19 protein-coding genes and 1 riboswitch are annotated in these 20,132 nt (G+C 67.6%); of the genes, 7 read left to right on the top strand and 12 right to left on the bottom strand.

Annotated features, from left to right (window positions below; all coding sequences use genetic code 11):
* Positions 1-24: 24 nt before the first annotated feature.
* Positions 25-627 carry a TIGR02466 family protein gene (locus ACIQCS_RS20055; RefSeq protein ID WP_345848222.1) on the bottom strand — a complete coding sequence of 201 codons (603 nt, stop codon included), beginning with the start codon at positions 625-627 and terminating at the stop codon, positions 25-27.
* A gap of 122 nt (positions 628-749) precedes the next feature.
* Positions 750-2,282: an aminoacyl--tRNA ligase-related protein gene (locus tag ACIQCS_RS20050; RefSeq protein ID WP_345848224.1), complete on the bottom strand. Its 1,533-nt coding sequence runs from the start codon at positions 2,280-2,282 to the stop codon at positions 750-752.
* Between the two features lie 249 nt (positions 2,283-2,531).
* Here ACIQCS_RS20050 and ACIQCS_RS20045 point away from each other — a divergent pair, with 249 nt between their 5' ends.
* Both ACIQCS_RS20045 and ACIQCS_RS20040 read left to right on the top strand, forming a co-directional pair.
* Positions 2,532-3,215, top strand: a complete 684-nt coding sequence (locus ACIQCS_RS20045) for a hypothetical protein (protein ID WP_345848226.1) — start codon at positions 2,532-2,534, stop codon at positions 3,213-3,215.
* A gap of 126 nt (positions 3,216-3,341) precedes the next feature.
* Complete coding sequence (locus ACIQCS_RS20040; RefSeq protein WP_401531564.1) at positions 3,342-4,220, top strand: DMT family transporter; 879 nt, start codon at positions 3,342-3,344, stop codon at positions 4,218-4,220.
* A 35-nt stretch (positions 4,221-4,255) separates the two neighbouring features.
* On the opposite strand, the gene ACIQCS_RS20035 is transcribed toward ACIQCS_RS20040, so the two are convergent.
* Entirely contained in the window at positions 4,256-4,837 is a 582-nt protein-coding gene (locus ACIQCS_RS20035) for a DUF938 domain-containing protein (RefSeq protein ID WP_345848229.1), read from the bottom strand.
* Positions 4,834-5,352, bottom strand: coding sequence for a CcdC protein domain-containing protein (locus ACIQCS_RS20030; protein ID WP_345848231.1), 519 nt, complete (start codon positions 5,350-5,352; stop codon positions 4,834-4,836). The genes ACIQCS_RS20035 and ACIQCS_RS20030 overlap by 4 nt, the downstream gene beginning before the upstream one ends.
* Before the next feature lie 133 nt (positions 5,353-5,485).
* On the opposite strand from ACIQCS_RS20030, the gene ACIQCS_RS20025 reads away from it, so the two are divergent.
* Positions 5,486-5,959 carry an isoprenylcysteine carboxylmethyltransferase family protein gene (locus ACIQCS_RS20025; protein WP_345848232.1) on the top strand — a complete coding sequence of 158 codons (474 nt, stop codon included), beginning with the start codon at positions 5,486-5,488 and terminating at the stop codon, positions 5,957-5,959.
* An 11-nt stretch (positions 5,960-5,970) separates the two neighbouring features.
* On the opposite strand, the gene ACIQCS_RS20020 is transcribed toward ACIQCS_RS20025, so the two are convergent.
* The 7 genes from ACIQCS_RS20020 to ACIQCS_RS19990 all read right to left on the bottom strand — a co-directional run bounded on the left by ACIQCS_RS20020 (position 5,971) and on the right by ACIQCS_RS19990 (position 12,507).
* Positions 5,971-6,303 (bottom strand): tail fiber protein, encoded by a 333-nt coding sequence (locus ACIQCS_RS20020; RefSeq protein ID WP_345848234.1) that lies wholly within the window; start codon positions 6,301-6,303, stop codon positions 5,971-5,973.
* Between the two features lie 174 nt (positions 6,304-6,477).
* Complete coding sequence (gene gcvPB / locus ACIQCS_RS20015; RefSeq protein ID WP_345848236.1) at positions 6,478-8,052, bottom strand: aminomethyl-transferring glycine dehydrogenase subunit GcvPB; 1,575 nt, start codon at positions 8,050-8,052, stop codon at positions 6,478-6,480.
* Positions 8,049-9,407 carry an aminomethyl-transferring glycine dehydrogenase subunit GcvPA gene (gene gcvPA, locus ACIQCS_RS20010; RefSeq protein WP_345848239.1) on the bottom strand — a complete coding sequence of 453 codons (1,359 nt, stop codon included), beginning with the start codon at positions 9,405-9,407 and terminating at the stop codon, positions 8,049-8,051. The genes gcvPB and gcvPA overlap by 4 nt, the downstream gene beginning before the upstream one ends.
* Positions 9,408-9,409: 2 nt before the next feature.
* The gene (locus tag ACIQCS_RS20005) at positions 9,410-9,892 is read right to left on the bottom strand and encodes a hypothetical protein (protein ID WP_345848241.1); all 483 of its coding nucleotides are present in this window, start codon (positions 9,890-9,892) and stop codon (positions 9,410-9,412) included.
* Positions 9,893-9,906: 14 nt separating this feature from the next.
* Positions 9,907-10,278 carry a glycine cleavage system protein GcvH gene (gene gcvH, locus ACIQCS_RS20000; RefSeq protein WP_086131087.1) on the bottom strand — a complete coding sequence of 124 codons (372 nt, stop codon included), beginning with the start codon at positions 10,276-10,278 and terminating at the stop codon, positions 9,907-9,909.
* On the bottom strand, positions 10,278-11,441 hold the full coding sequence (gene gcvT, locus ACIQCS_RS19995) for a glycine cleavage system aminomethyltransferase GcvT (protein WP_345848243.1): 1,164 nt from the start codon (positions 11,439-11,441) through the stop codon (positions 10,278-10,280). The genes gcvH and gcvT overlap by 1 nt, the downstream gene beginning before the upstream one ends.
* Before the next feature lie 159 nt (positions 11,442-11,600).
* A riboswitch (glycine riboswitch) is annotated at positions 11,601-11,689 on the bottom strand.
* Positions 11,690-11,859: 170 nt separating this feature from the next.
* Complete coding sequence (locus tag ACIQCS_RS19990; RefSeq protein ID WP_345848244.1) at positions 11,860-12,507, bottom strand: hypothetical protein; 648 nt, start codon at positions 12,505-12,507, stop codon at positions 11,860-11,862.
* 108 nt (positions 12,508-12,615) lie between these two features.
* Here ACIQCS_RS19990 and ispH point away from each other — a divergent pair, with 108 nt between their 5' ends.
* From ispH to ACIQCS_RS19970, 4 genes are all read left to right on the top strand, one after another.
* Complete coding sequence (ispH, locus tag ACIQCS_RS19985) at positions 12,616-13,569, top strand: 4-hydroxy-3-methylbut-2-enyl diphosphate reductase (protein WP_345848246.1); 954 nt, start codon at positions 12,616-12,618, stop codon at positions 13,567-13,569.
* Between the two features lie 87 nt (positions 13,570-13,656).
* Positions 13,657-14,625: a homoserine kinase gene (gene thrB / locus ACIQCS_RS19980; RefSeq protein ID WP_345848248.1), complete on the top strand. Its 969-nt coding sequence runs from the start codon at positions 13,657-13,659 to the stop codon at positions 14,623-14,625.
* Positions 14,625-15,062 carry a ribonuclease HI gene (rnhA, locus tag ACIQCS_RS19975; RefSeq protein WP_294053036.1) on the top strand — a complete coding sequence of 146 codons (438 nt, stop codon included), beginning with the start codon at positions 14,625-14,627 and terminating at the stop codon, positions 15,060-15,062. Before thrB ends, rnhA begins: the two co-directional genes overlap by 1 nt.
* Before the next feature lie 233 nt (positions 15,063-15,295).
* Entirely contained in the window at positions 15,296-16,822 is a 1,527-nt protein-coding gene (locus ACIQCS_RS19970) for a hypothetical protein (protein WP_345848252.1), read from the top strand.
* 123 nt (positions 16,823-16,945) lie between these two features.
* On the opposite strand, the gene ACIQCS_RS19965 is transcribed toward ACIQCS_RS19970, so the two are convergent.
* Positions 16,946-19,990, bottom strand: coding sequence for a TonB-dependent receptor domain-containing protein (locus ACIQCS_RS19965; RefSeq protein WP_345848254.1), 3,045 nt, complete (start codon positions 19,988-19,990; stop codon positions 16,946-16,948).
* Between the last annotated feature and the right edge of the window lie 142 nt (positions 19,991-20,132).

The following is a 20,132-nucleotide window of genomic DNA, read 5'->3' as shown; positions in this document are numbered from 1 at the left end:
CCGCGTCACCAAGCGGACGCCCCGTCATCCCCAGCGATAGTTGAAGCTGATGCTGATCCGCGGCACCTTGCCCGAGCCGGGTGGAACCTCGTGGCGCAGCCAGCTTTCCCACAGCAGCACCGTGCCGGGCTCGGGCAGGATCTCGACAAAGCCCAGCAAGGCCTCCGGCGCGTCCTCGCGCCGCGGCGGCGCCGCCATCATCATGGCATGGCGCGGATCCTCCAGCTTGAGGCCCCGCGAACCCTTGGGCAGCGCGACATAGAGCGTGCCGGAGACGGCGCTGTGCGGATGGATGTGCGCGCCATGCCCGCCCTTGCCGTCGAGCACGTTCACCCAGAGGCTGTCGAGCTTGAGCTTCCGGCCCTGCAGATCGAAGGCACAGGCCTTGGCGAATTGCGCGACATGCCTGTCGAGCAAACGCTTGAGGTCCGCGAAATTGGGGTCGCGGATCGGCAGGTCGTCGAGCGAGGCATAGCTGGTATAGCCGCGATACTCATGCTCGCGGCACCAGCGGCGGCCAGCCATGTCGTCCTCGGCCAGCTGGAGGCAGGACTGCTCCAGCGCCTCCAGGAGATCGGGATCGCCCAGCGGCTGCTCGTAGAGCAGAGTGGCGAAGAGCGTGCGCATCCCCGCCCTACCCCGTCATCCCGGCGAAAGCCGGGATCTCTTGCCGCTCCGTCCCCGCGCCTTCGCCTGAGATCCCGGCTTTCGCCGGGATGACGGGTATGGCCCGGACGACGACCGGGCGTTCAATACGCACGCGCCACCAGGATGCGCTCGACCGCGGGCGCGCCGGTGAAGATGCAGGCGCCGGTGGCCGGCGTCGCATCGTTCGGCACGTTGCGGAAGGTGAGCTTCAGCGCCTTCAGCCGCTCGACCACCTTGTCGAGATCGGCCCCGCCCGGCCTGGCCCATTCGACCTCGACCCAGCCGGGGAACTTGCCCGCGCCCTCGAAATAGGCCTCCAGCCCGGCAAAGTCGGTTACGTCGCGAACGATGTTCGCGTCGGTGCGCTCCCTGGCCTGCTCGAACAGCGCCTTCTGCACCGCCTCGAGCTGGCCGACCGCCTCGGCGAGAAAGGCGTCGCGCCCGACAATGGCCGAGTTGAGCTTGCCGTCCTCGCGGTACAGGTCGGTGCGAACAGTGACCGAGACGTTGCCGCCGGCCATGTCGCGCCCGCCGACCTCGACGACAAGCGGCGCGCCCTTCTTGATCCAGCCCCAGCGCTTGGTGACTGCCTTGGCGGCGCGCAGGTCGAGCAGCGCGCGCACCGGTTCGCCGAACGCATGTTGCTTCGACAGTTCCTGCTGGATGCCCTTGCAATAGTCGATCAGCGCGGCGTCCTCGTCATTGTCGCGCAGCATCGGCACGATCACCACCTGCCAGGGCGCGATGCGGGGCGGCACGCGCAGGCCGTCATCGTCGCCATGCGTCATGATCAGCCCGCCGATCATGCGGGTCGACATGCCCCAGCTCGTCGTCTGGGCCAGCTCGAGCTGACCTTCCGAATTCTGGAACTTGATGTCCTGCGCGCTCGAGAAAGTGGTGCCCAGGAAGTGCGAGGTGCCCGCCTGGAGCGCCTTGCCGTCCTGCATCATCGCCTCGATGCTGTAGGTCGAGACCGCGCCGGGGAAGCGCTCATTCTCGGGCTTCTCGCCGGCGATCACCGGCATCGCCACGCATTCCTCGGCGAAGCTGCGATAGACTTCGAGCATCTTCATCGTCTCTTCGCGCGCTTCCTCGACGCTGGCATGGGCGGTGTGCCCTTCCTGCCAGAGGAACTCGGCGGTGCGCAGGAACATGCGGGTGCGCATCTCCCAGCGGACGACGTTCGCCCATTGGTTGATCAGCACGGGCAGGTCGCGCCACGACTGGACCCAGCGGCTGAACGCGGCGCCGATCACCGTCTCCGACGTGGGGCGCACGACCAGCGGCTCCTCCAGCTTCGCCTCGGGGTCGGGGATCATCCTGCCGTCCTTGTGGATCAGCCGGTGATGGGTGACGACCGCCATCTCCTTGGCGAAGCCGTCGACATGCTCGGCCTCCTTCTCGAAATAGGAGAGCGGGATGAACAGCGGGAAATAGCAATTCTCATGGCCGGTCGCCTTGATGCGATCGTCGAGCAGGCGCTGGATCCGCTCCCAGATGCCATAGCCCCACGGCCGGATGACCATGCAGCCGCGCACGCCGCTCTCCTCGGCCATATCGGCCTCGGTGATGACGGTCTGATACCATTCGGCGAAATTGGCTTCGCGGGTGACGTTGAGCGCATGCTTGATCATGGCCGTGCCTCTAAATGCGTGGCCGGCCCGCCGCAAGCGAGCCGATGTTCAACCTTATAGTTGCACGATTCGTTGAATCGCTTGACACCCCCCGCAAGCGCGCGGCGACGCAGCGGGGGCATGGCGGGCGGCGAAGCCCGCCCGCATGGCAGTGCCAGCGAAAATCCTACATTGCCAGTGGCAGGGCTGCTCGGCCAGTGGCAGGGCTGCTCGGCCAGGAACCGGGCGAATGGTTCGAGGGATGCGTGGATGATGGGCAGGCGTTGGCGGATCGTGGCGCTGGGGGTGGTGGCGCTCGGGCTGGCGGCGATGGCGATCACCCAGCTGCCGCGCACCGGGCCGCGAAGCCCCCTCACCGATCCGGCGGCGGTGGAGCGCGAGCTGCTCGCCGACCGGCCCGGCGGGCAGTTGAGCGCGGCGATCAAGCGGACTTTCCCGGAGGAGTTCGAAGCGCTCAAGGCGGTGGTGGCCGAGCGCGCGCGGGCGGGCGGCGGGCCGCAGGACATCCAGCAGGCAGCAGGCACCTTCGTCAGCGAGGCGACGCGGCGTCACCGCGCCGGCCTGGCCCAGGCGCCGGCACCGCAGCTGCGCGCCTATCTGGCGGCGGAGACCGCGCTGGCGGGCAAGCTCGCGGCGACCTCGCCCGAGCGGTGCGATGCCTATTTCGCCGATCCGCTCGACGATGCCGCCTGGTTCGCGCCGGACCTGCGCGAACTCTATCTCCGGCAGAACATCGCGCTGTGGGAGGCCGCGGCGGCGGCACGCGACCATCCCGCCGGCCGGGCGATCACCCCGGGCGAAGCGAAGCCGGCGGCGGCGTGCGACGCGGGGCTGGCCGCGCTCGCGACGGCCGCGGCGCTGCCCCCGGCACAGTTCGAGCAGGTCTATCCGTCGATGCTTTGGGTCGAGAACCCAGCGCGGCCCTTGCGATGATTCCGGCCATCCCCGCGCGGGCGGGGAGCCGGGGCTTGCCGATTGCGGCTTGGCCCAGGGTTGCCGCCGGCGGCGCCCTGCCGCAAAGGCTCCGGCGTGCAGGGCGATCAGATATTGAAGGGCATCTTGCTGCGATTGTTCGCGGTCGCCTGCCTCGCGACCATGTCGGCGCTGATCAAGCTGGCCGAGATGCGCGGCGCCGGGCTGGTCGAGACGATGTTCCATCGCCAGCTCTGGGCAGTGCCGCTGGTGACCGCATGGGTGGCGGCGGGCCCCGGCCTGGGATCGATCCGGACGCGGCGCTTCGGCGCGCATGCCGCCCGCACCGCCGTGGGGCTGACCGGCATGGTCTTTACCTTCGGCGCGGTGCTGCTGCTGCCGCTGGCCGAGGCAGTGACCTTCCAGTTCACCGTCCCGATCTTCGCGACGATCCTGGGCGCGGTGCTGCTCAAGGAGCCGACCGGCCGGCATCGCTGGGGCGCGGTGATCGCGGGGTTCGCCGGCGTGCTGATCGTCGCGCAGCCGGGGAGCACGCACATCCCCGCGTTCGGGGCGATGGTGGGGCTGCTCGCCGCGCTGTTCGTGGCGATCGTGGCGATCCTGCTGCGGCAGATCGGCAAGACCGAGGCGACGGGGACGACGGTGTTCTGGTTCTCGGTCCTTTCCGTGCCGGTGCTGGCGATCCCCTATGCCTTTGCGTTCAAGGCGCATGACCCGGTGACCTGGGCGATGCTGGTGGGGATCGGGCTGATCGGCGGCGTCGGCCAGCTGGCGCTGACCGGATCGGTGAAGCACGCGCCGGTGAGCGCGGTGGTGCCGATGGACTATTCCAGCCTGATCTGGGGCACGCTCTATGGCTGGGCGATCTTCGGCATGTGGCCAAGCGCCTGGACCTGGCTGGGCGCGCCGGTGATCATCGCGAGCGGGCTCTACATCGTGTGGCGCGAGCGGCGGCGCGGGATCCCGGATCCGGCCGTGACCAGTGCGGAGATGGAGCCGGTGTGATCCGGCCGCGCCCCTCCCTGAAAGGGAGGGGAGTCTCAGGCTCGCCGGTACACCAGCATCAGGTTGTTCGCCGGCATCTCGACCAGCCGCACCGGCGACAGGCCGTGCGGCGCGGCGGCCGCGGTCACGGCTTCCACGAAGCGCAGCCCGAAGCGCGGATCCTTGTCCTTCAGCCACAGCTCGAACTGCTCGTTCGACAGCGCCGTCTCCACGCCTTCGCGGCGATAGGGACCGTAGAGGATCAGCGGGGCACCCGGGCCAAGCGCCCTGCCCGCCCCCGCCAGCAGCCCGAGCGTCGCTTCCCAGGGGCTGATATGGACCATGTTGACGCACAGGATCGCATCCGCCGCCGGGAAAACGGCCGAGGCCGCATCGATCTCCAGCGGCGGGCGGACATTGGCCAGCCCCGCGCACCAGTCCGCGATCGATGCCAGCGCATCGGCATCGGGGTCGCTCGGCTGCCAGGTCAGCCCGGGAAAGCGCCCGGCGAAGCAGGCGCAATGCTCGCCGCTGCCGCTCGCGATCTCGAGGACCTGGCCGGAAGCCGGCAGCTCCTCCGCCAGCACCGCGGCGATCGGATCGCGGTTCCGCGCGGTAGCCGGGGCGTGGCGCCTCATCCGGCGCGCGCCTGTTCGAGCAGACGGCGGGCGCGCAGGAACATCTCCACCCGCTGCAGCGTCAGCATGCCGAGCGCGAAGGCGATCAGCACGTCGGTCATCGCCATCACGTCGAAATGCACGCCGGGAATGCCGAGCGTCTCGGCATTGCGGGCGAGCGAGCGGATGAGGACGAGCGCGAGGATGAACGCCATCGCGGCGAGCGAGCCCCGCTGCGAGATCTCGTGCGTCTCCGGATTCACCGTGATCTGCATCATCCGGCCGCGCTGCCAGCCGAGCGCGGCACCGGCGAGCAGGGCGGCGGCCGCCGCCGCCCAGGTCATTGGCGCGGGCGGGATGTTCCAGAAGGTGAAGCCAGTGATCGCCAGATAGAGCGCGGGCACGATCCACAACCGCTCGACCCGCAACGGCCGCTCGCGGGTGAGCCGGCGGAAGCGCAGCGCGAGCACCACCAGGATGATCGCGATCGGGATGAGCTGGTAGAGCGGATTGGGATGAATGGGCTGCGCGTGCATCGATGGGAACCCCCGGAAGACTTGCAAGTGATCTATATAAGTAATACAGTACTTATGCCAGCCGAACTGGATGGCAAAGGCAAGAGGATTGCGCATGCGGCCACGCCGGTCCATCAGGGCGCCCGGAGGGTTCATGGACGTCGATCACGATAGCGCGGGGGTGAAGTTCGCGCCGCCTGCCGCTTTCCTTGGCATGCTGGTGGTGGGCCTGGCGCTGGGCAGGCTGCTGGGCAGCCCGGGACTGCCGCTCGCCCATTCGACCGAGCGCGGCCTGGGTTCGCTGGCGACGCTGCTCGGCGTGGGAATCATGCTTTCCGCCCTGGGCCTGCTCCGCGCCGCGGGCACCGATCCCAAGCCATGGAAGCGCTCCACCACGCTCGTCACCGACGGCGTCTATCGCTGGTCGCGCAATCCGATGTATTTCGGCATGGCGCTGGCCTATGCGGGCGTGGCGATCTGGATGGACAGCCTGGTCGCCCTGCTGCTGCTCATCCCGCTGATCTTCGTGATCCAGCGCGAAGTGATCGAGCGCGAGGAGAGCTATCTCGCGCGCAAATTCGGCGAGCGCTATCTCAGCTACAAGTCCGCGGTGCGCCGCTGGATCTGAGCGCCCGGCGCTCAGGGGTGCCGGGGATAATCGCCACGTATCGCGAGGCAGTAGCGCAGCTGCTTCTGCTGGTCGGTCGCCGCGGCGGGGATCGCCTTGCGCAGATCGGGCAATGCGAAATCCGTCTTGCCGTCGCCGCCATAGCTGTTGCCGAGGAGCGTGAAGAGCACGTGATAGTTGCGGATGGGCAGGAGCCGGCCATCGGCTTCGGCCCAGCCCTCGGGGCAATAGCGGGCGGGAAAGAGCATGATCTCGCCGACAAAGGGGTCGTTGCCCGCATAAGCCGGCATCGGCACCGAAAGCGTGGCGGCGGCGATGGCAGCGGCGAGCAGCGCGGTCTTCATGTCGGATTCCCCTTTGTCCGTTTCGGGGCACGCTGCCCCGGCAGCACGCCACAAGGCAAACCGCATTTGCACGGTTCCGGGGCTATCGCGCTGTGACATAAAGAAAAAGGCCGAGGCATCGCGCCCCGGCCTTTCGCTGTCCAGCCCTGCCCCGAGGGGAAGAGGAAGCCCAGGCTATTCCGCCGCTTCGGCCGGGGCCGGCGCCTTCCACGCCAGCACCGGCTTGCGCGCGGCGAGCGTCTCGTCGAGGCGGCGGCGCGGGGCGAAGTGCGGCGCGGTGCGGATCGTCGGGTCGCCGTTCTTGGCACGAGCCGCCACGCTGCGGAACGCGCCGATGAACTGGTCGAGCGTCGCCTTGCTCTCCGTCTCGGTCGGCTCCACCAGCATCGCGCCGTGGACGACCAGCGGGAAATACACCGTCATCGGGTGATAGCCCTCATCGATCAGCCCCTTGGCAATGTCGATCGTCGACAGCCCCTCGGGCAGCCCCTTGTCGCTGAAGATCGCCTCATGCATGCACGGGCCGAACTTGGCGAAGGGCGCGTCGAGCACGTCCTCCATCGAGCGCAGGATATAGTTGGCGTTGAGCACCGAATCCTCGGCGACCTGGCGCAGGCCGTCGGCGCCGTGGCTGAGGATATAGGTCAGCGCGCGGGTGAACATGCCCATCTGGCCGTTGAACGCGGTCATGCGGCCGAAGGTGCCGGCATGATGCTCGCCCGCGGTCTCTTCCTCGACGAGATGGAACTTGTCCCCGTCCTTCTCGACGAAGGGCAGCGGCGCATAGGGGGCCAGCGCCGCCGACAACACGACCGGGCCCGAGCCCGGGCCGCCGCCGCCATGCGGAGTCGAGAAGGTCTTGTGCAGGTTGATGTGCATCGCATCGACGCCGAGATCGCCCGGGCGGACCCGGCCGACGATCGCGTTGAAGTTGGCGCCGTCGCAATAGACATAGCCGCCCGCCGCATGCACCGCGTCCGAGATCGCCTTCATGTCGCGCTCGAACAGGCCGCAGGTATTGGGGTTGGTGATCATCACGCCGGCGATGTCGGGCCCCAGCCGCGCCTTGAGCGCCTCCAGGTCGACGCGGCCGTCCTCGGTGGCGGGAATGTCCTCGACCGAGAAGCCGGCGAACGCCGCCGTCGCCGGATTGGTGCCGTGCGCGCTGGTCGGCACGAGCAGGATCTTGCGGTCCTGCTGGCCCTGCGCGTCGAGCGCCGAGCGGATCGCGAGGATGCCGCAAAGTTCCCCGTGCGCACCGGCCTTGGGGCTCATCGCCACGGCCTGCATGCCGGTGAGCGTGATCAGCCAGTGCGCGAGCTGGTCGATGACCTCGAGCGCGCCCTGCACCGTGTCTACGGGCGCGAGCGGGTGGATGTCGGCGAAGCCCGGCAGGCGCGCCATGCGCTCGTTCAGGCGCGGATTGTGCTTCATCGTGCACGAGCCGAGCGGGAACAGGCCCAGGTCGATCGCGTAGTTCTGGCGGCTTAGGCGCGTATAGTGGCGCACCGTCTCGGGCTCGGACAGGCCGGGCAGGCCGATCGCCGCGTCGCGGGTCAGGCCGCCGAGGCGCGACTTGGCCTGGGGCACTTCGCCGAAATCGACGCCGGTGGTCTCGCTGGAGCCGATCTCGAAGATCAGCGCTTCCTCGAGCATCAGCGCGCGGTTGCCGGTGAAGGTCGAGAGGTCGCTGGCTTCGCCTGCCTGCGGGGTGGTCGGGCGCCAGCCGGACTGGTTGATCGTGCTCATGCCAGCACCTCCTGGAGCGCGGAGGCAAGCGTCTCGACGTCCTCCGAAGTAGTGGTTTCGGTGACCGCGACGATCAGGCCGTTGGCGAGCGCGTCGGCACCCGGATAGAGGCGGCCGAGCGACACGCCGGCAAGGATGCCCTGGTCGGCGAGCTGGCGCACGACCGGGCGGGCTTCCTTCGACAGCTTCAGCGTGAACTCGTTGAAGAAGGTCGGGGTGACCAGCTCGACACCCGGCACCTGGGCCAGGCGGTCGGCAGCGGCCGAGGCCGTGGCATGGTTGATCGCGGCGAGCTGGCGCAGGCCCTTCTCGCCGAGCAGCGTCATGTGCACCGACATGGCGAGCGCACAGAGCACGGACGAGGTGCAGATGTTCGAGGTCGCCTTCTCGCGGCGGATATGCTGCTCGCGAGTGGAGAGCGTCAGCACATAGCCGCGCTTGCCCTCGGCATCCTGGGTCTCGCCGCAGAGACGGCCGGGCATCTGGCGGACCAGCTTCTCCGAGCAGGCAAACAGGCCCACGTACGGTCCGCCGAACTGCAGGCCGACGCCGAGCGACTGGCCCTCGCCCACCACGATGTCCGCGCCCATTTCGCCGGGCGACTTGATCGCACCCAGCGCGACCGGCTCGGTGACCACGGCGACGAGCAGCGCCTTCTTGGCGTGCGCGGCTTCGGCAAGCTTCGACAGGTCGGCGATGCGGCCGAGAATGTCGGGATACTGGACCACGACGCAGCTGGTGTCGTCGTCGATCTGGGCGATCAGGTCATCGGTGTCCGGGGTCGGGCTCAGCGTGGGGAGCGCGGTGACCAGCTGGTCGCCGGTGAACTTCGCCATGGTCTCGGCAACCGAGACATAATGCGGGTGCAGGCCGCCCGAGAGGATCGCCTTGCCGCGCTTGGTGACGCGGCGCGCCATGGTGATGGCTTCCCAGCACGCGGTCGAGCCGTCGTACATCGAGGCGTTCGCCACGTCGCAGCCGAGCAGCCGCGCGACCTGCGACTGGAACTCGAACATCATCTGCAGCGTGCCCTGCGCGATTTCCGGCTGATAGGGCGTGTAGGCGGTGAGGAACTCGCCGCGCTGGATGATGTGATCGACGCTGGCCGGCACATGGTGGCGATAGGCGCCGGCGCCGAGGAAGAAGGGCGCTGCCCCTGCCGCCAGGTTCTTGGCGGCGAGCTTCGTCATATGGCGTTCGACCGCGAGCTCGCTGGCATGCATCGGCAGGCCCGCGATCGGACCGTCGAGCACGGCCGCGGCGGGAACGTCGGCGAAGAGATCGTCGATCGACTTGGCGCCGATGACGCCGAGCATCGCCTCGCGATCGGGCTGGGTAAGGGGCAGGTAGCGCATGTTTACCTTCTCGATGAATTTACAGGTGCGCCCTCGGACTCGGTCCAGACGCGGATATCGGTGGGTTTGATGCCGTAGGAATGATCGGAGTCGGGTATGCCGTTGCAGCCATCCTTCGCGATGGTGCCGGTCATGATGACGTAGCTGTTCTGCAGCGGCCCGGCCTTATCGACGAATGCGTCATCCGCCGCATCCTCCGCCTTGAACCCGAGTGGCGAGAACCGGTTAACGCTCTGTTGTGCCCGCTTCGCGGCGTCACTGAGCGCGTTGCTACCGCCTAGCGCCTGAAGATTCGTCCACGCGCTCGCATACGCACTCCAACTCGCCTTATGCGGTGCAAGGAAGCAGCCGTCGCGCGTACATTCGCCCAGATATCCCATCGCCTGGACAGGCTTGGCCTTGTACGCTGCACAATTGGCGAGAATGTCCGCGACCTTGACCTGCGGTGCGGCAGCGCCGCACCCTGTTGCCAGGAGCAGGATCAAGGCCAGCGCATTCCTCACAGCTTCGAGACGTATTCCTGATAGGCGCTGTCGTTCATCAGGCTTTCCAGCTCGCCCGGATCGGCGAGGGTGAGCTTGAAGAACCAGCCTTCGCCCTCGGGGTCCTCATTGACCAGCGCGGGATTGTCGGCGAGCTCGGCATTGCCCTCGATCACCGTGCCCGAGACCGGCGCATAGACGTCGGACGCGGCCTTGACCGACTCCACGACGGCCGCATCGTCGCCCTTCGACACTTGCTTGCCCTCGTCCGGCACCTCGACGAACACGATGTCGCCGAGCTGGCTCTGGGCATATTCGGTGATGCCGACAGTGGCGGTGTCGCCGTCGACGTCGACCCACTCATGGTCCTCGGTGAAATAGCGGCTCATCAGGCTCCCTTTCTGACGTAACGATGGGGGACGAAGGGCATCTTCACGACCTCCGCCGCATGAATCTTGCCGCGCTGGGCAAGGGTGATCTTCGTGCCCGGCTCCGCGCTGGCGGCCGGCACATAGGCCATGGCGATCGGCTGCTGCAGCGTCGGCGCGAACCCGCCCGAGGTGACCTTGCCGACCTCGTTGCCGTCGGCGTCGAGGACGAGGCCGCCCTCGCGGACCGGCTGGCGCCCCTCGACGACCAGGCCGACGCGCTTGAGGATCGAGCCGTTCTCCCGCTCCAGCATGATGCGCGCATGGCCGGGAAAGCCGCCTTCCTCACGGCGGCGCTTCTTGAGCGCGAAGCCCAGGGCGGCGGCGACCGGCGTGGTCTCGGTATCGAGATCATGGCCGTAGAGCGGCAGATCGGCTTCCAGGCGCAGCGAATCGCGGGCACCGAGGCCGATCGGCTTCACTTCCGGCTGGGCGGTGATCGCATCGGCCAGCGCCTCGGCACCCTCGACGGGAACCGAGATCTCGAAGCCGTCCTCGCCGGTATAGCCCGAGCGGCTGATCCACAGGTCGCGGCCCTGCCACGCGAAGGGCGCGCCCTGCATGAAGACGAGCGCGGAGACGCCGGGGATCACGCGCTCCAGCGCGGCGGCCGCTTCCGGCCCCTGGAGCGCGAGCAGGGCATGGTCCTCCATGTGGTTCATGCCGATCTCGTCCGCCAGGAACTCGCGGAAATGGGCGATGTCGTCCCATTTGCAGGCGCCGTTGACGACCATATAGACTTCGCCCTCGGCAAGGCGGGTCAGCATCAGGTCGTCCAGGATGCCGCCATTCTCGGCCATCAGCAGCGAATAGACCGGGTGGGAGAGCTTGGCGGCCTGGATGTCCGCCGGCATCAGCGCCTCGAGCGCGGCCTCGACGCCCTCGCCGGTGAAGGTCAGCTGGCCCATATGGCTGACGTCGAACAGCCCGGCATGCGCGCGCACCCAGAGATGCTCGGCCATGATGCCTTCATACTGAACCGGCATCTCGTAGCCGGCGAAGGGAACCATGCGGCCGCCCCGGGCGCGGTGCCACTGGTCGAGCGGGAGCAGGCGAAGCTCTTCGGCGCCCTCCCCGCCTTCGGGATCGCCGCCAAGGGGCTGGTCCTGGACTTGCTGGCTCATCGCGGCACTCCGGATTCGAGAGGGATTCGACGAAGCGGCGCGGAATCCCCGCGCACCGTTCCATCGCCCCCTCTGTCACGGAACCTGAGAGCTTTCGCCAGTCGCCTGGCTTACCCCTTCGGTGGGACGTGGCCGGGCCGCGTCCGCTTTCCAGAGTGTCGTGTCCGCGCGGTCCCTGGTGCCTGAGAGATTCCGGGGCGGTTGCTCCTTCGGCGGTGGGTTGCCCCACACTCTCCCGCGCGTGCCTGTCGACGGGCGCAGCCTTGGCCGTGGGGATGATTCGAGTCAATCACAGAAACTCCCCTCCCGCTTGCGGGAGGGGTCGGGGGAGGGAATGAAGTGCGCGAGGGAGCGTCATGCACGCCACTCACCACAGCCCCTCCCCTAACCCCTCCCGCAAGCTGGAGGGGGAATTAGGTTACCGCGTGACGTTGTACTTCAGCTGGTCCTCGGTCAGCTGGAAGCCCACCAGCGCCTCGAACGTGGCCGAGAGCACCGCGCCGCGGATCGAGGGATCGGCCAGCGGGTCCATCGCCGCCGCCTGCTCGCCGGCCTTGCGCTTCTCGGTGAGGCGCTTGCGGACCTCGTCGGGCAGCGTCGCGGCGGCGCGGTCGACATAGGTGGTGGCGGTGCCGCTGGTCTGGGCGCGCAGCTGGCCCGGCTCGAAGTGCACGGTGACGCGGTTGATCCGCTTGGCGACCACCGACGTGCCGCCACGCACCACCGTCACGAAATAGGGGAAGCTCACGTCGCGCGGGCCCTCGGCGCTCTGGCGGCGCGCCAGCACGTCGAAATTGACCGTGGTGACGACCTGCAGCCCGGCATCGTCGCAGGTCGAAGTGACGTTGGTCATCACCGCATTGACGTCGATCGCGCTGGCCTCGCGGCTGGTCGCCGGGTTGAAGATGGTCATGTCGCCCGTGCCCGCGGGAATCGCGACGTGCGGGCAGGCCGAGCGCACCGCCGTGACGCCGGCGCCACCGCCATTGGCATCGATTTCGCCGGTGCGGCTGCATGCGCCGAGCGCGAGCGGGATCAGAGCGAAAACGGCGAGGTTGCGGACCAAGACGGAAACCCTTTCAAACACACGGGACCAGATGGGGTCCAAAACGGCGCGCAGCATAGGAACCGCGTTGAGCCCGCGCAAGCAATCGCGTAGGTGCGAGGCGGAACTATGGCAGACCCTGTAAAACCCTTCCTCGAGCTGCTGATCGCAGCGCCCCGCGGCTTCTGCGCCGGAGTCGACCGTGCCATTCGCATCGTCGAGCTGGCGATCGAGAAATATGGCGCGCCCGTCTATGTGCGCCACGAGATCGTGCACAACAAATATGTGGTCGACAGCCTGAAGGCGAAGGGCGCGATCTTCGTCGAGGAGCTCGACCAGGTGCCCGACGATGTGCCGGTGGTGTTCTCGGCGCATGGCGTGCCCAAGGCGGTGCCCGCCAAGGCGGAGGAGCGTGGACTCGAATATCTCGACGCCACCTGCCCGCTCGTCTCCAAGGTCCATCGCCAGGCCGAGCGGCTGGTCGCCGCCGGGCGGCACATATTGTTCATCGGCCATGCCGGCCACCCCGAAGTGATCGGCACCTTCGGCCAGGTGCCCGCGGGATCGATGACGCTGGTGGAAACGCCCGCCGATGCCGAGGCCGTGCAGGTCTCCGATCCCGGCAATCTCGCCTTCCTGACCCAGACCACGCTCTCGGTGGACGACACGGCGGCGACGCTGGCGGTGCTCCAGCGCCGCTTCCCGGACATACTGGCGCCCGGCCCGAACGACATCTGCTATGCGACCACCAACCGCCAGGGCGCGGTAAAGGCCATCGCCTCGTCGGTCGACCTGGTGCTGATCATCGGCGGCCGGAACTCGTCCAACTCGCTCCGCCTGGTCGAGGTGGCCGAGCGGCAGGGTACCACCGCCCATCTGATCCAGCGCGCGGAGGATGTGGACTGGGACTGGTTCGCCGGAGTCGGCACGGTCGGCGTGAGCGCGGGCGCCTCGGCCCCCGAGCTGCTGGTCCGCGAGCTGGTCGACAAGCTCTCCGAGCGCTTCGAAGTGCGCGAGCGCGAAGTCGAGACGGTGCCCGAGAACGTCACCTTCAAGCTGCCGCGCGGGCTGGAAGCGGCCTGATGCACGCCCCAAGCACAACTGCGGTTGTGCACGGGGCGCCGGCAGGAGATGGGTCGCCCCGTTCGCGGGGATGACGAAGGGGGAAATGTGGCAGTCTATACGCAGGTTTCGGCGGAGGCCCTGTCGGACTTCCTGGCGAAGTTCGACATGGGCGAACTCGTCTCGGCCAAGGGCATCGCCGAGGGCGTGGAGAATTCCAACTATCTGGTCGACACGACGAAGAGCCGCTTCATCCTGACGCTCTACGAGAAGCGCGTCGCCGCCGGCGACCTGCCCTATTTCATGGCGCTGCTCGAGCATCTGGCGGGCAAGGGCCTGCCCGTGCCGCCCGCGGTGCCCGATCGCGACGGCACGCTGATCCACGAGCTGGAGGGGCGGCCGGCCTGCCTGATCCAGTTCCTGTCCGGCGTCTCCGTGTCGCACCCGACGCCGGCCCAGGCGCATGCCGCCGCCGAGGCGATGGGCAGGATGCACGCCGCCGCCGCCGACTTCCCGCTCGACCGGCCCAACTCGATGGGCTTCGACACCTGGCTGCCGCTGTTCGAGCGCTGCGGCCGCAGCCTCGACGAGATCGCGCCCGGCCTCTACGACGATATCGGCTTCGCCCTCGACGGCGTCCGCTCCGCATGGCCCGGCGACCATATGGACCGCTGCGCGATCCATGCCGATCTTTTCCCCGACAATGTCCTGATGCTCGGCAATCGGGTGACCGGCCTGATCGACTTCTATTTCGCCTGCACCGATATCCGGATCTATGATCTCGCCGTGATGCACGCCGCCTGGTCGTTCGACGCCGGCGGCCGCGCGCACGACAAGGCGGTGGGCGATGCGCTGATCCAGGGCTATTCGCGGAGCTTCCCGCTGAGCGACCCGGAGCAGGCGGCATTCCCGGTGCTGGCGACCGGCGCGTGCATCCGCTTCACGCTGTCGCGTGCCTGGGACTGGCTCAACACGCCCGTGGACGCGCTGGTGACGCGCAAGGACCCGCTCGCTTTCTGGCGCCGCGTGAAAACCTATGACAGCGACCTGGGGAGCCGGCTAAGGACGCTCGCCTGATGGAATTGCAACATGTCGAGATCGCCACCGATGGCGCGTGCAAGGGCAACCCGGGCAAGGGCGGCTGGGGCGTGGTGCTGCGCATGGGCGGCGTCGAGAAGGAACTCTCCGGCGGCGAGAAGCACACCACCAACAACCGCATGGAGCTGATGGCGGCGATCCAGGGGTTGAGCGCGCTCAAGCGCCCCTGCCGCGTCACGCTGTCGACCGACAGCCGCTATGTGCTGGACGGCCTGACCAAGTGGATCCATGGCTGGCTGAAGAATGGCTGGAAGACCGCCGACAAGAAGCCGGTGAAGAATGCCGATCTCTGGCAGGAGCTGCTCGCCGCCGCCAAGCCGCACCGCGTGGAATGGGTGTGGGTGAAGGGCCATGCCGGCCATCCCGACAACGAACGGGCCGACAAGCTGGCCAGCGACGCGGCGATCGCCGCATAGCTCTCCCCTTGGCGGGATGACCGGCCGCCCGCCTCCGCGCCGAGCCGCGGGGCACCCGGGCCATGGATCCCCGGGCGGTCCAGTCCCGGACCATCCCGCCTGAACCCTTTCGGCCCTGGCCCCGCCCGCGAATCCAATCCCCGCATGGGCTGGAAATGGTCCCCCCCGGTCCATGGCCGATCGCGACGTTCCGGCGGAAGTTCGGCCTCTCCAGATCGAGAGGACGATTCCAGGTGCGCGTGCTGATCGGCCCCATGGCGCGACAAGCGGGAAGGCAGGGCATCCAGCGGCTGCTCGAATGGGCGCCGGAGGGAATGATCAATTTCAACATCGTGCATTGTGTCGGGAACTGGCCGGCCCTGCTGGAGGCCGTCAGGATCGGTGCCGAGGACGCCACGCGCAAATACGACGTTCTGGTGGCGGAGTTCCGCCTCTCCGGCAGTCCCGAATTCGCCGCGATCAACACGCTCGACCCGACCATCTCGGTGATCGACATCGACCTCGACCGGGGCACCAGCAACACCCCGATGTTCGATGTCAGCAGCGCGAAACTGCGGCGCCTCGCCGAATGGCTGACCAAGGAAGCTGGGCTGACCTCGACGCCGGCGGCGATGGCCGCCCTGGTAGGGAATGCCGACGAGCATGCGCCGGAAACCCCTGCCGAGGGAGGACGCGTCCCGGAACCGGGAACGCCGCGCGAAACGCGGGAGCGCGAGGGGCCGTCCGCAGCCCCGGAGCCCGAGGCATCGGAAGAACGGCCCATGCCCGAGGCGCCGTTCCGGCCACGGCTGGTCGCGACGGGCACCCATGCACCGCCCGATCCCGAAGCCCAGCTCGAGGATCTCGTGCTCTGGCTCGAGCTGCGCCTCGCATCGATGCTGTCGCCTTCCTCCGCGGAAATCCTAAGCCTCGACCTTCCCGGCTGGGGGATCAATGCCAACCGCGCGCGCCTCCTGCTCGGCGACGACCTCGCGGAACTGCCGCAGCCCGAGTTGCTGCGCCGCTGGGAGGAAGTGGATGCGCGGCTGCATGGCTATGTCGAGGCGGCGCGGCATCACTCCGGCGGCAGCGCACTGGGCTCGATCTGCCACGCTTTCGGCCTCGATGAGATCGAACGGCAGATGCTGTGGATCGCCGCCGCGCCCGACATCGCCGGGAATCTCGCACAGGCGATCGGCTTCCTCAACGACGACCTTTCCGTTCGCCGCCCGACCTTCTCCCTGCTCGCGCAGATGATCGAGGGCGCCGGCCGGCCGTGGAAGCTGCAGCGACGCCTTGCCGGCAGCCATCCCTTTGGCCGCTTCCGCCTCCTGAACACCGTGCGCACCGAGGTCCTGACGCCGGACAGCCTGTGCCCGCTCCGGGTTCCCGAAGACATCGTCGCCCTGTTGCGCGGCTGCCCGCCCGACGCCATCGAAGGCGCTACGCTCTATGATCCGGCTGATTTCGCCGAAGCGTTCGATCCCCAGCTCGCGCTCGTCCAATGGGCGGCGGGCCGCGGGGCAGGCGAGCGGCCGATCATGCACTTCCATGCCCCGCCGTCGGAAGCCGCCTGGCTCGCGAGGCAGCTCGCATCGGCCGGCAATCGCGTGCTCGTCGGAAACCTCGCCCCAGTCGCGGGACAGGAGCCGCAGACGGCGCTCGACAGGCTGTTGTCGTTCGGGCACCCGCTCCATCAGGAAGCGCCGATCGCCTCCGCCATCAGCGTGCCGCATGCGACGACACGGCATGCCCAGGCCGGGCATATCAATCTTTCATGAATCAATTAGTTCATAGCGGCGCCGTGAAGGCACATGAAAAGCGGGCGGCCCCTTGGGACCGCCCGAGAATATGAGACACTGCGAAGTTGCAATCAGCCAGCGCCTCGGGGCTGGTTGATCGGATCAGAAATCCACCTTCGCGCCGACGCGGAAATAACGGCCCATGATGTTCGGGCCGGCCCAGGCCGGGTTGTAGCCGAAGATGCTGTAGGCAGCGTTCGGATCGAAGGGCGGCTTGGTGTCGAGCAGGTTGAGCACGTTCAGCGACAGCGAGAAATTGTCGTTGATCCGGTGCTGGATGGTGAGATCGACGTTCCAGATGTCCTTCGAACGGCATTGCACCGGCGTGCCGTCGCCATAGGTCACGGCACCATGCTCGACCGCGCTCGCGCAGTCGAACGGCGTCGCGCCCATGTCGACCTGCGATACGTGATAGCCGGCCGTGTAATAGGCAGTGGCCGTCACGCTGGTGGCGCCGAGCTGCAGCGTGTTCTGCCAGCTGGCGCGCCAGCGCGGCGAGCCCGAACACGAGGTGTTGTTGCATGGGCTGAGCGTGCCCTCATAACGCTGCGTCGGCTGCACCTCGCCGGTGATCGGATCGACCAGCGTGAGATGGTTCTTGTCGAGGTACGATGCCTCGAACGAACTGATCCAGCGCACGCCCTCGGTCAGCTTCAGGTTGGCGTTGAAGCCGGCATCGATGCCCTGGACGACCTGATTGTTGGCATTGGCATAGGACGCCTGGATGGTGCCGATATGCGGCAATGCGTTCGGATTGGCCGGATCCACCGGCCCGGGCCGGACAGTGAAGCCGGGAATGTTCACGACGCCGTTGTTGCGATAATAGGCATCGAGCACCGGCGCGGTGTTGTTCACGCCGACGATCTGGTCCTTGACCTTGATCCGCCAGAAATCGAGCGTGAAGCTCAGCCCCCGGATCGGCTCGAAGATCACGCCGGCGGTCAGGCTTTCCGACTTCTCCGGCCGCAGCGCGGGGTTGCCCACATTGGTGAGGCCCAGGGCGAATTGCTGCGTGGCATAGGCGTTGTTGCCATGCGCCGCGCAGAAGCTCGCATAGGTCTGGCAGAACGTGCCGCCGCCGCGAGTCACGAAGCCCGTGGTCGGCAGGCCGAAGGCTTCGTTGAAGCTCGGGATGCGGAAGCCCTTCGACCAGGTGCCGCGCAGCGCAAGGGCCCGGATCGGCGTGATCTTGGCGCCGACCTTGGGCGAGAAATTCTTCTGCCCGGTCGAATAGGAATCGTAGCGGCCCGAGAGATTCAGCTCGATCTTCTCCAGCGCGGTCGCCTGGATTTCGCCAAAGGCCGAGAAGACCTTGCGGCTGCCCGAGGTGCCGACCGCGTTGATGTCGTAATAGCGCTCCCAGGGATGCGCATCATTGCCGGGATTGGCGCTCGGCGCATCGATCGACTCATAGCGATAGGAGAGGCCGCCCGCTGCATCGACGCCGCCGCCCGGCAGGTCGAACACGTGCCGCGACAGGTTCGCAGTCGCCTGCCACAGGTCCGAGCTCGAGATCGTGGTCTTTTTCGGCGCGATATAATCCCAGACGCTTTGCGGATTCGCCGACGGGTTGGTGAAGTTGAACGTGCCGCGCGCGAGCACGTCCATGATGCGCTGCGCGATGAGATAGTTGGTCTGGGTGCGGGTGAGCTTGGAGTTGGCGGCGACGAAGCTCGCCGAATAGTCGAAGCCGGCGATCTGGCCGGACAGGCCGATCGTGCCGCGCAGCGTGCGCGACACCGAATCGTCCGCGCGTTGACGATCCGAGCGGAACAGGACCTGCGCGGTCTGGCCGGCAGCCGCGAAGGGGTTCTGCGGGTTGAGCGTGCCGTTGGTGGCGTTGCAGCCCGTGTTCAGCCCGTTGGGCGTGCCCACGCCGCTGGCGCAGACATAGACCGGCATGATCGCATAATAGGTGCCCACGGAGGTGGGATCCGGCATGAAGTAGTTGAACTGCTTCGGCGTCGACGTCGCATGGGTGGACGTCTTGTAATAGTTCGCCTGTGCGTAGAACTGGTGCGAATCACCGATATTGGCGGTGAAGCGGCTGGACACGCCGAAGCGCTCCACGTCCGGCAGCAGCATCAGATAGTCGGTCGGATTGCCCTCGCATATGATGCCGTTCGCGGGGGCCGTGCCCAGCTTTGCAATCTGGGCGGCGGTGAGTTGCCGCCGCGCGGCCCGCCCGCAATCGACCGAGGCGTTGAGATAGGAGAACCGCCCCGCGCCGATCGCCGCACCCGGAGTCGTCACCGGGCGAACCAGCGCGACATTGGGCGTGGCGATCATGCCGTTCACCGAACCATCGACATTGATGCCGTTCCAGTTGTTGTTCTTCATGCAGGCGCCGCCCGCGTTGCAGATCCGGCTCCAGTCGGTGGTGTTGAACGGATAGTCGCGGTCGCGCGCCCAGAGCGGGTTCTGCTTCAGATATTCGCCGCCGATATAGAAATTGAAGCCCTGCTCGTTGAGGTCGCCATAGCCCCAGGTCAGGTCGGCGCGCTGCTCGCCCGCATCGCCGCGCTGCGATATGCCGGCCGAGACATTGGCGTGGAGCCCCTTGATCTCCTTCTTGGTGATCACGTTGATCACGCCGGCCACCGCGTCGGCGCCATAGGTCGATGAGGCGCCGTCCTTCAGCACGTCGATCCGCTCGATGATCGCGTTCGGGATGGTGTTCATGTCGACGAAGTTGCGCTGGCCGTCGTCCGCGAGCGGATAGGGCGCCATGCGCAGGCCGTCGAAAATGGTCAGCGTGGCCTGCACGGTGAGGCCGCGCAGCGAGATCGCGCTCGCGCCCGCGGCGAAGTTGGCGCTCGCGTTCCAGCCCTGGGTGATCGTGCCGGCATTGCCCGCCGACAGGCGCTGCAGCGCCTCGGTGACGGTGTTCAGGCCGCGCTGCTCCAGCGTCTCGGCCGAGAGCACGGTGACCGGCGACGGCGTCTCCATGTCGGTGCGCCGGATCAGCGAGCCGGTGACGACGATCTGGTCGCCGGTTTCCACCGCTGGCGCTTCGCCGGGATCTGCCTGGGTGCCGGACTGGCTGGAAGTGCCCCGGTCCTGTGCCAGCGCGGCGGGCGCCTGGGCGGCGCCGAGCACGAGCGCCGAAAGCGCGGCCGTGGCGCGCAATATGTTCCTGAAGTGCACGAAGTTACCCCTTTCAAGTCCGCGGCCCTTTTGGGCCTGCCGATGGGCAACTATGCCGTGCTATCCGATCGCCGTGCGTAAGCTCTTCGAAAGCAAAGCGTAAATTTTCTGAAAAGACATCCGTCGGCGATAGCCTCGCATG

Source organism: Sphingomonas sp. NPDC092440, from assembly GCF_044754985.1.
In the GTDB taxonomy this organism is placed as follows: domain Bacteria; phylum Pseudomonadota; class Alphaproteobacteria; order Sphingomonadales; family Sphingomonadaceae; genus Sphingomonas.
This window is presented reverse-complemented; position numbering and strand designations above follow the sequence as displayed.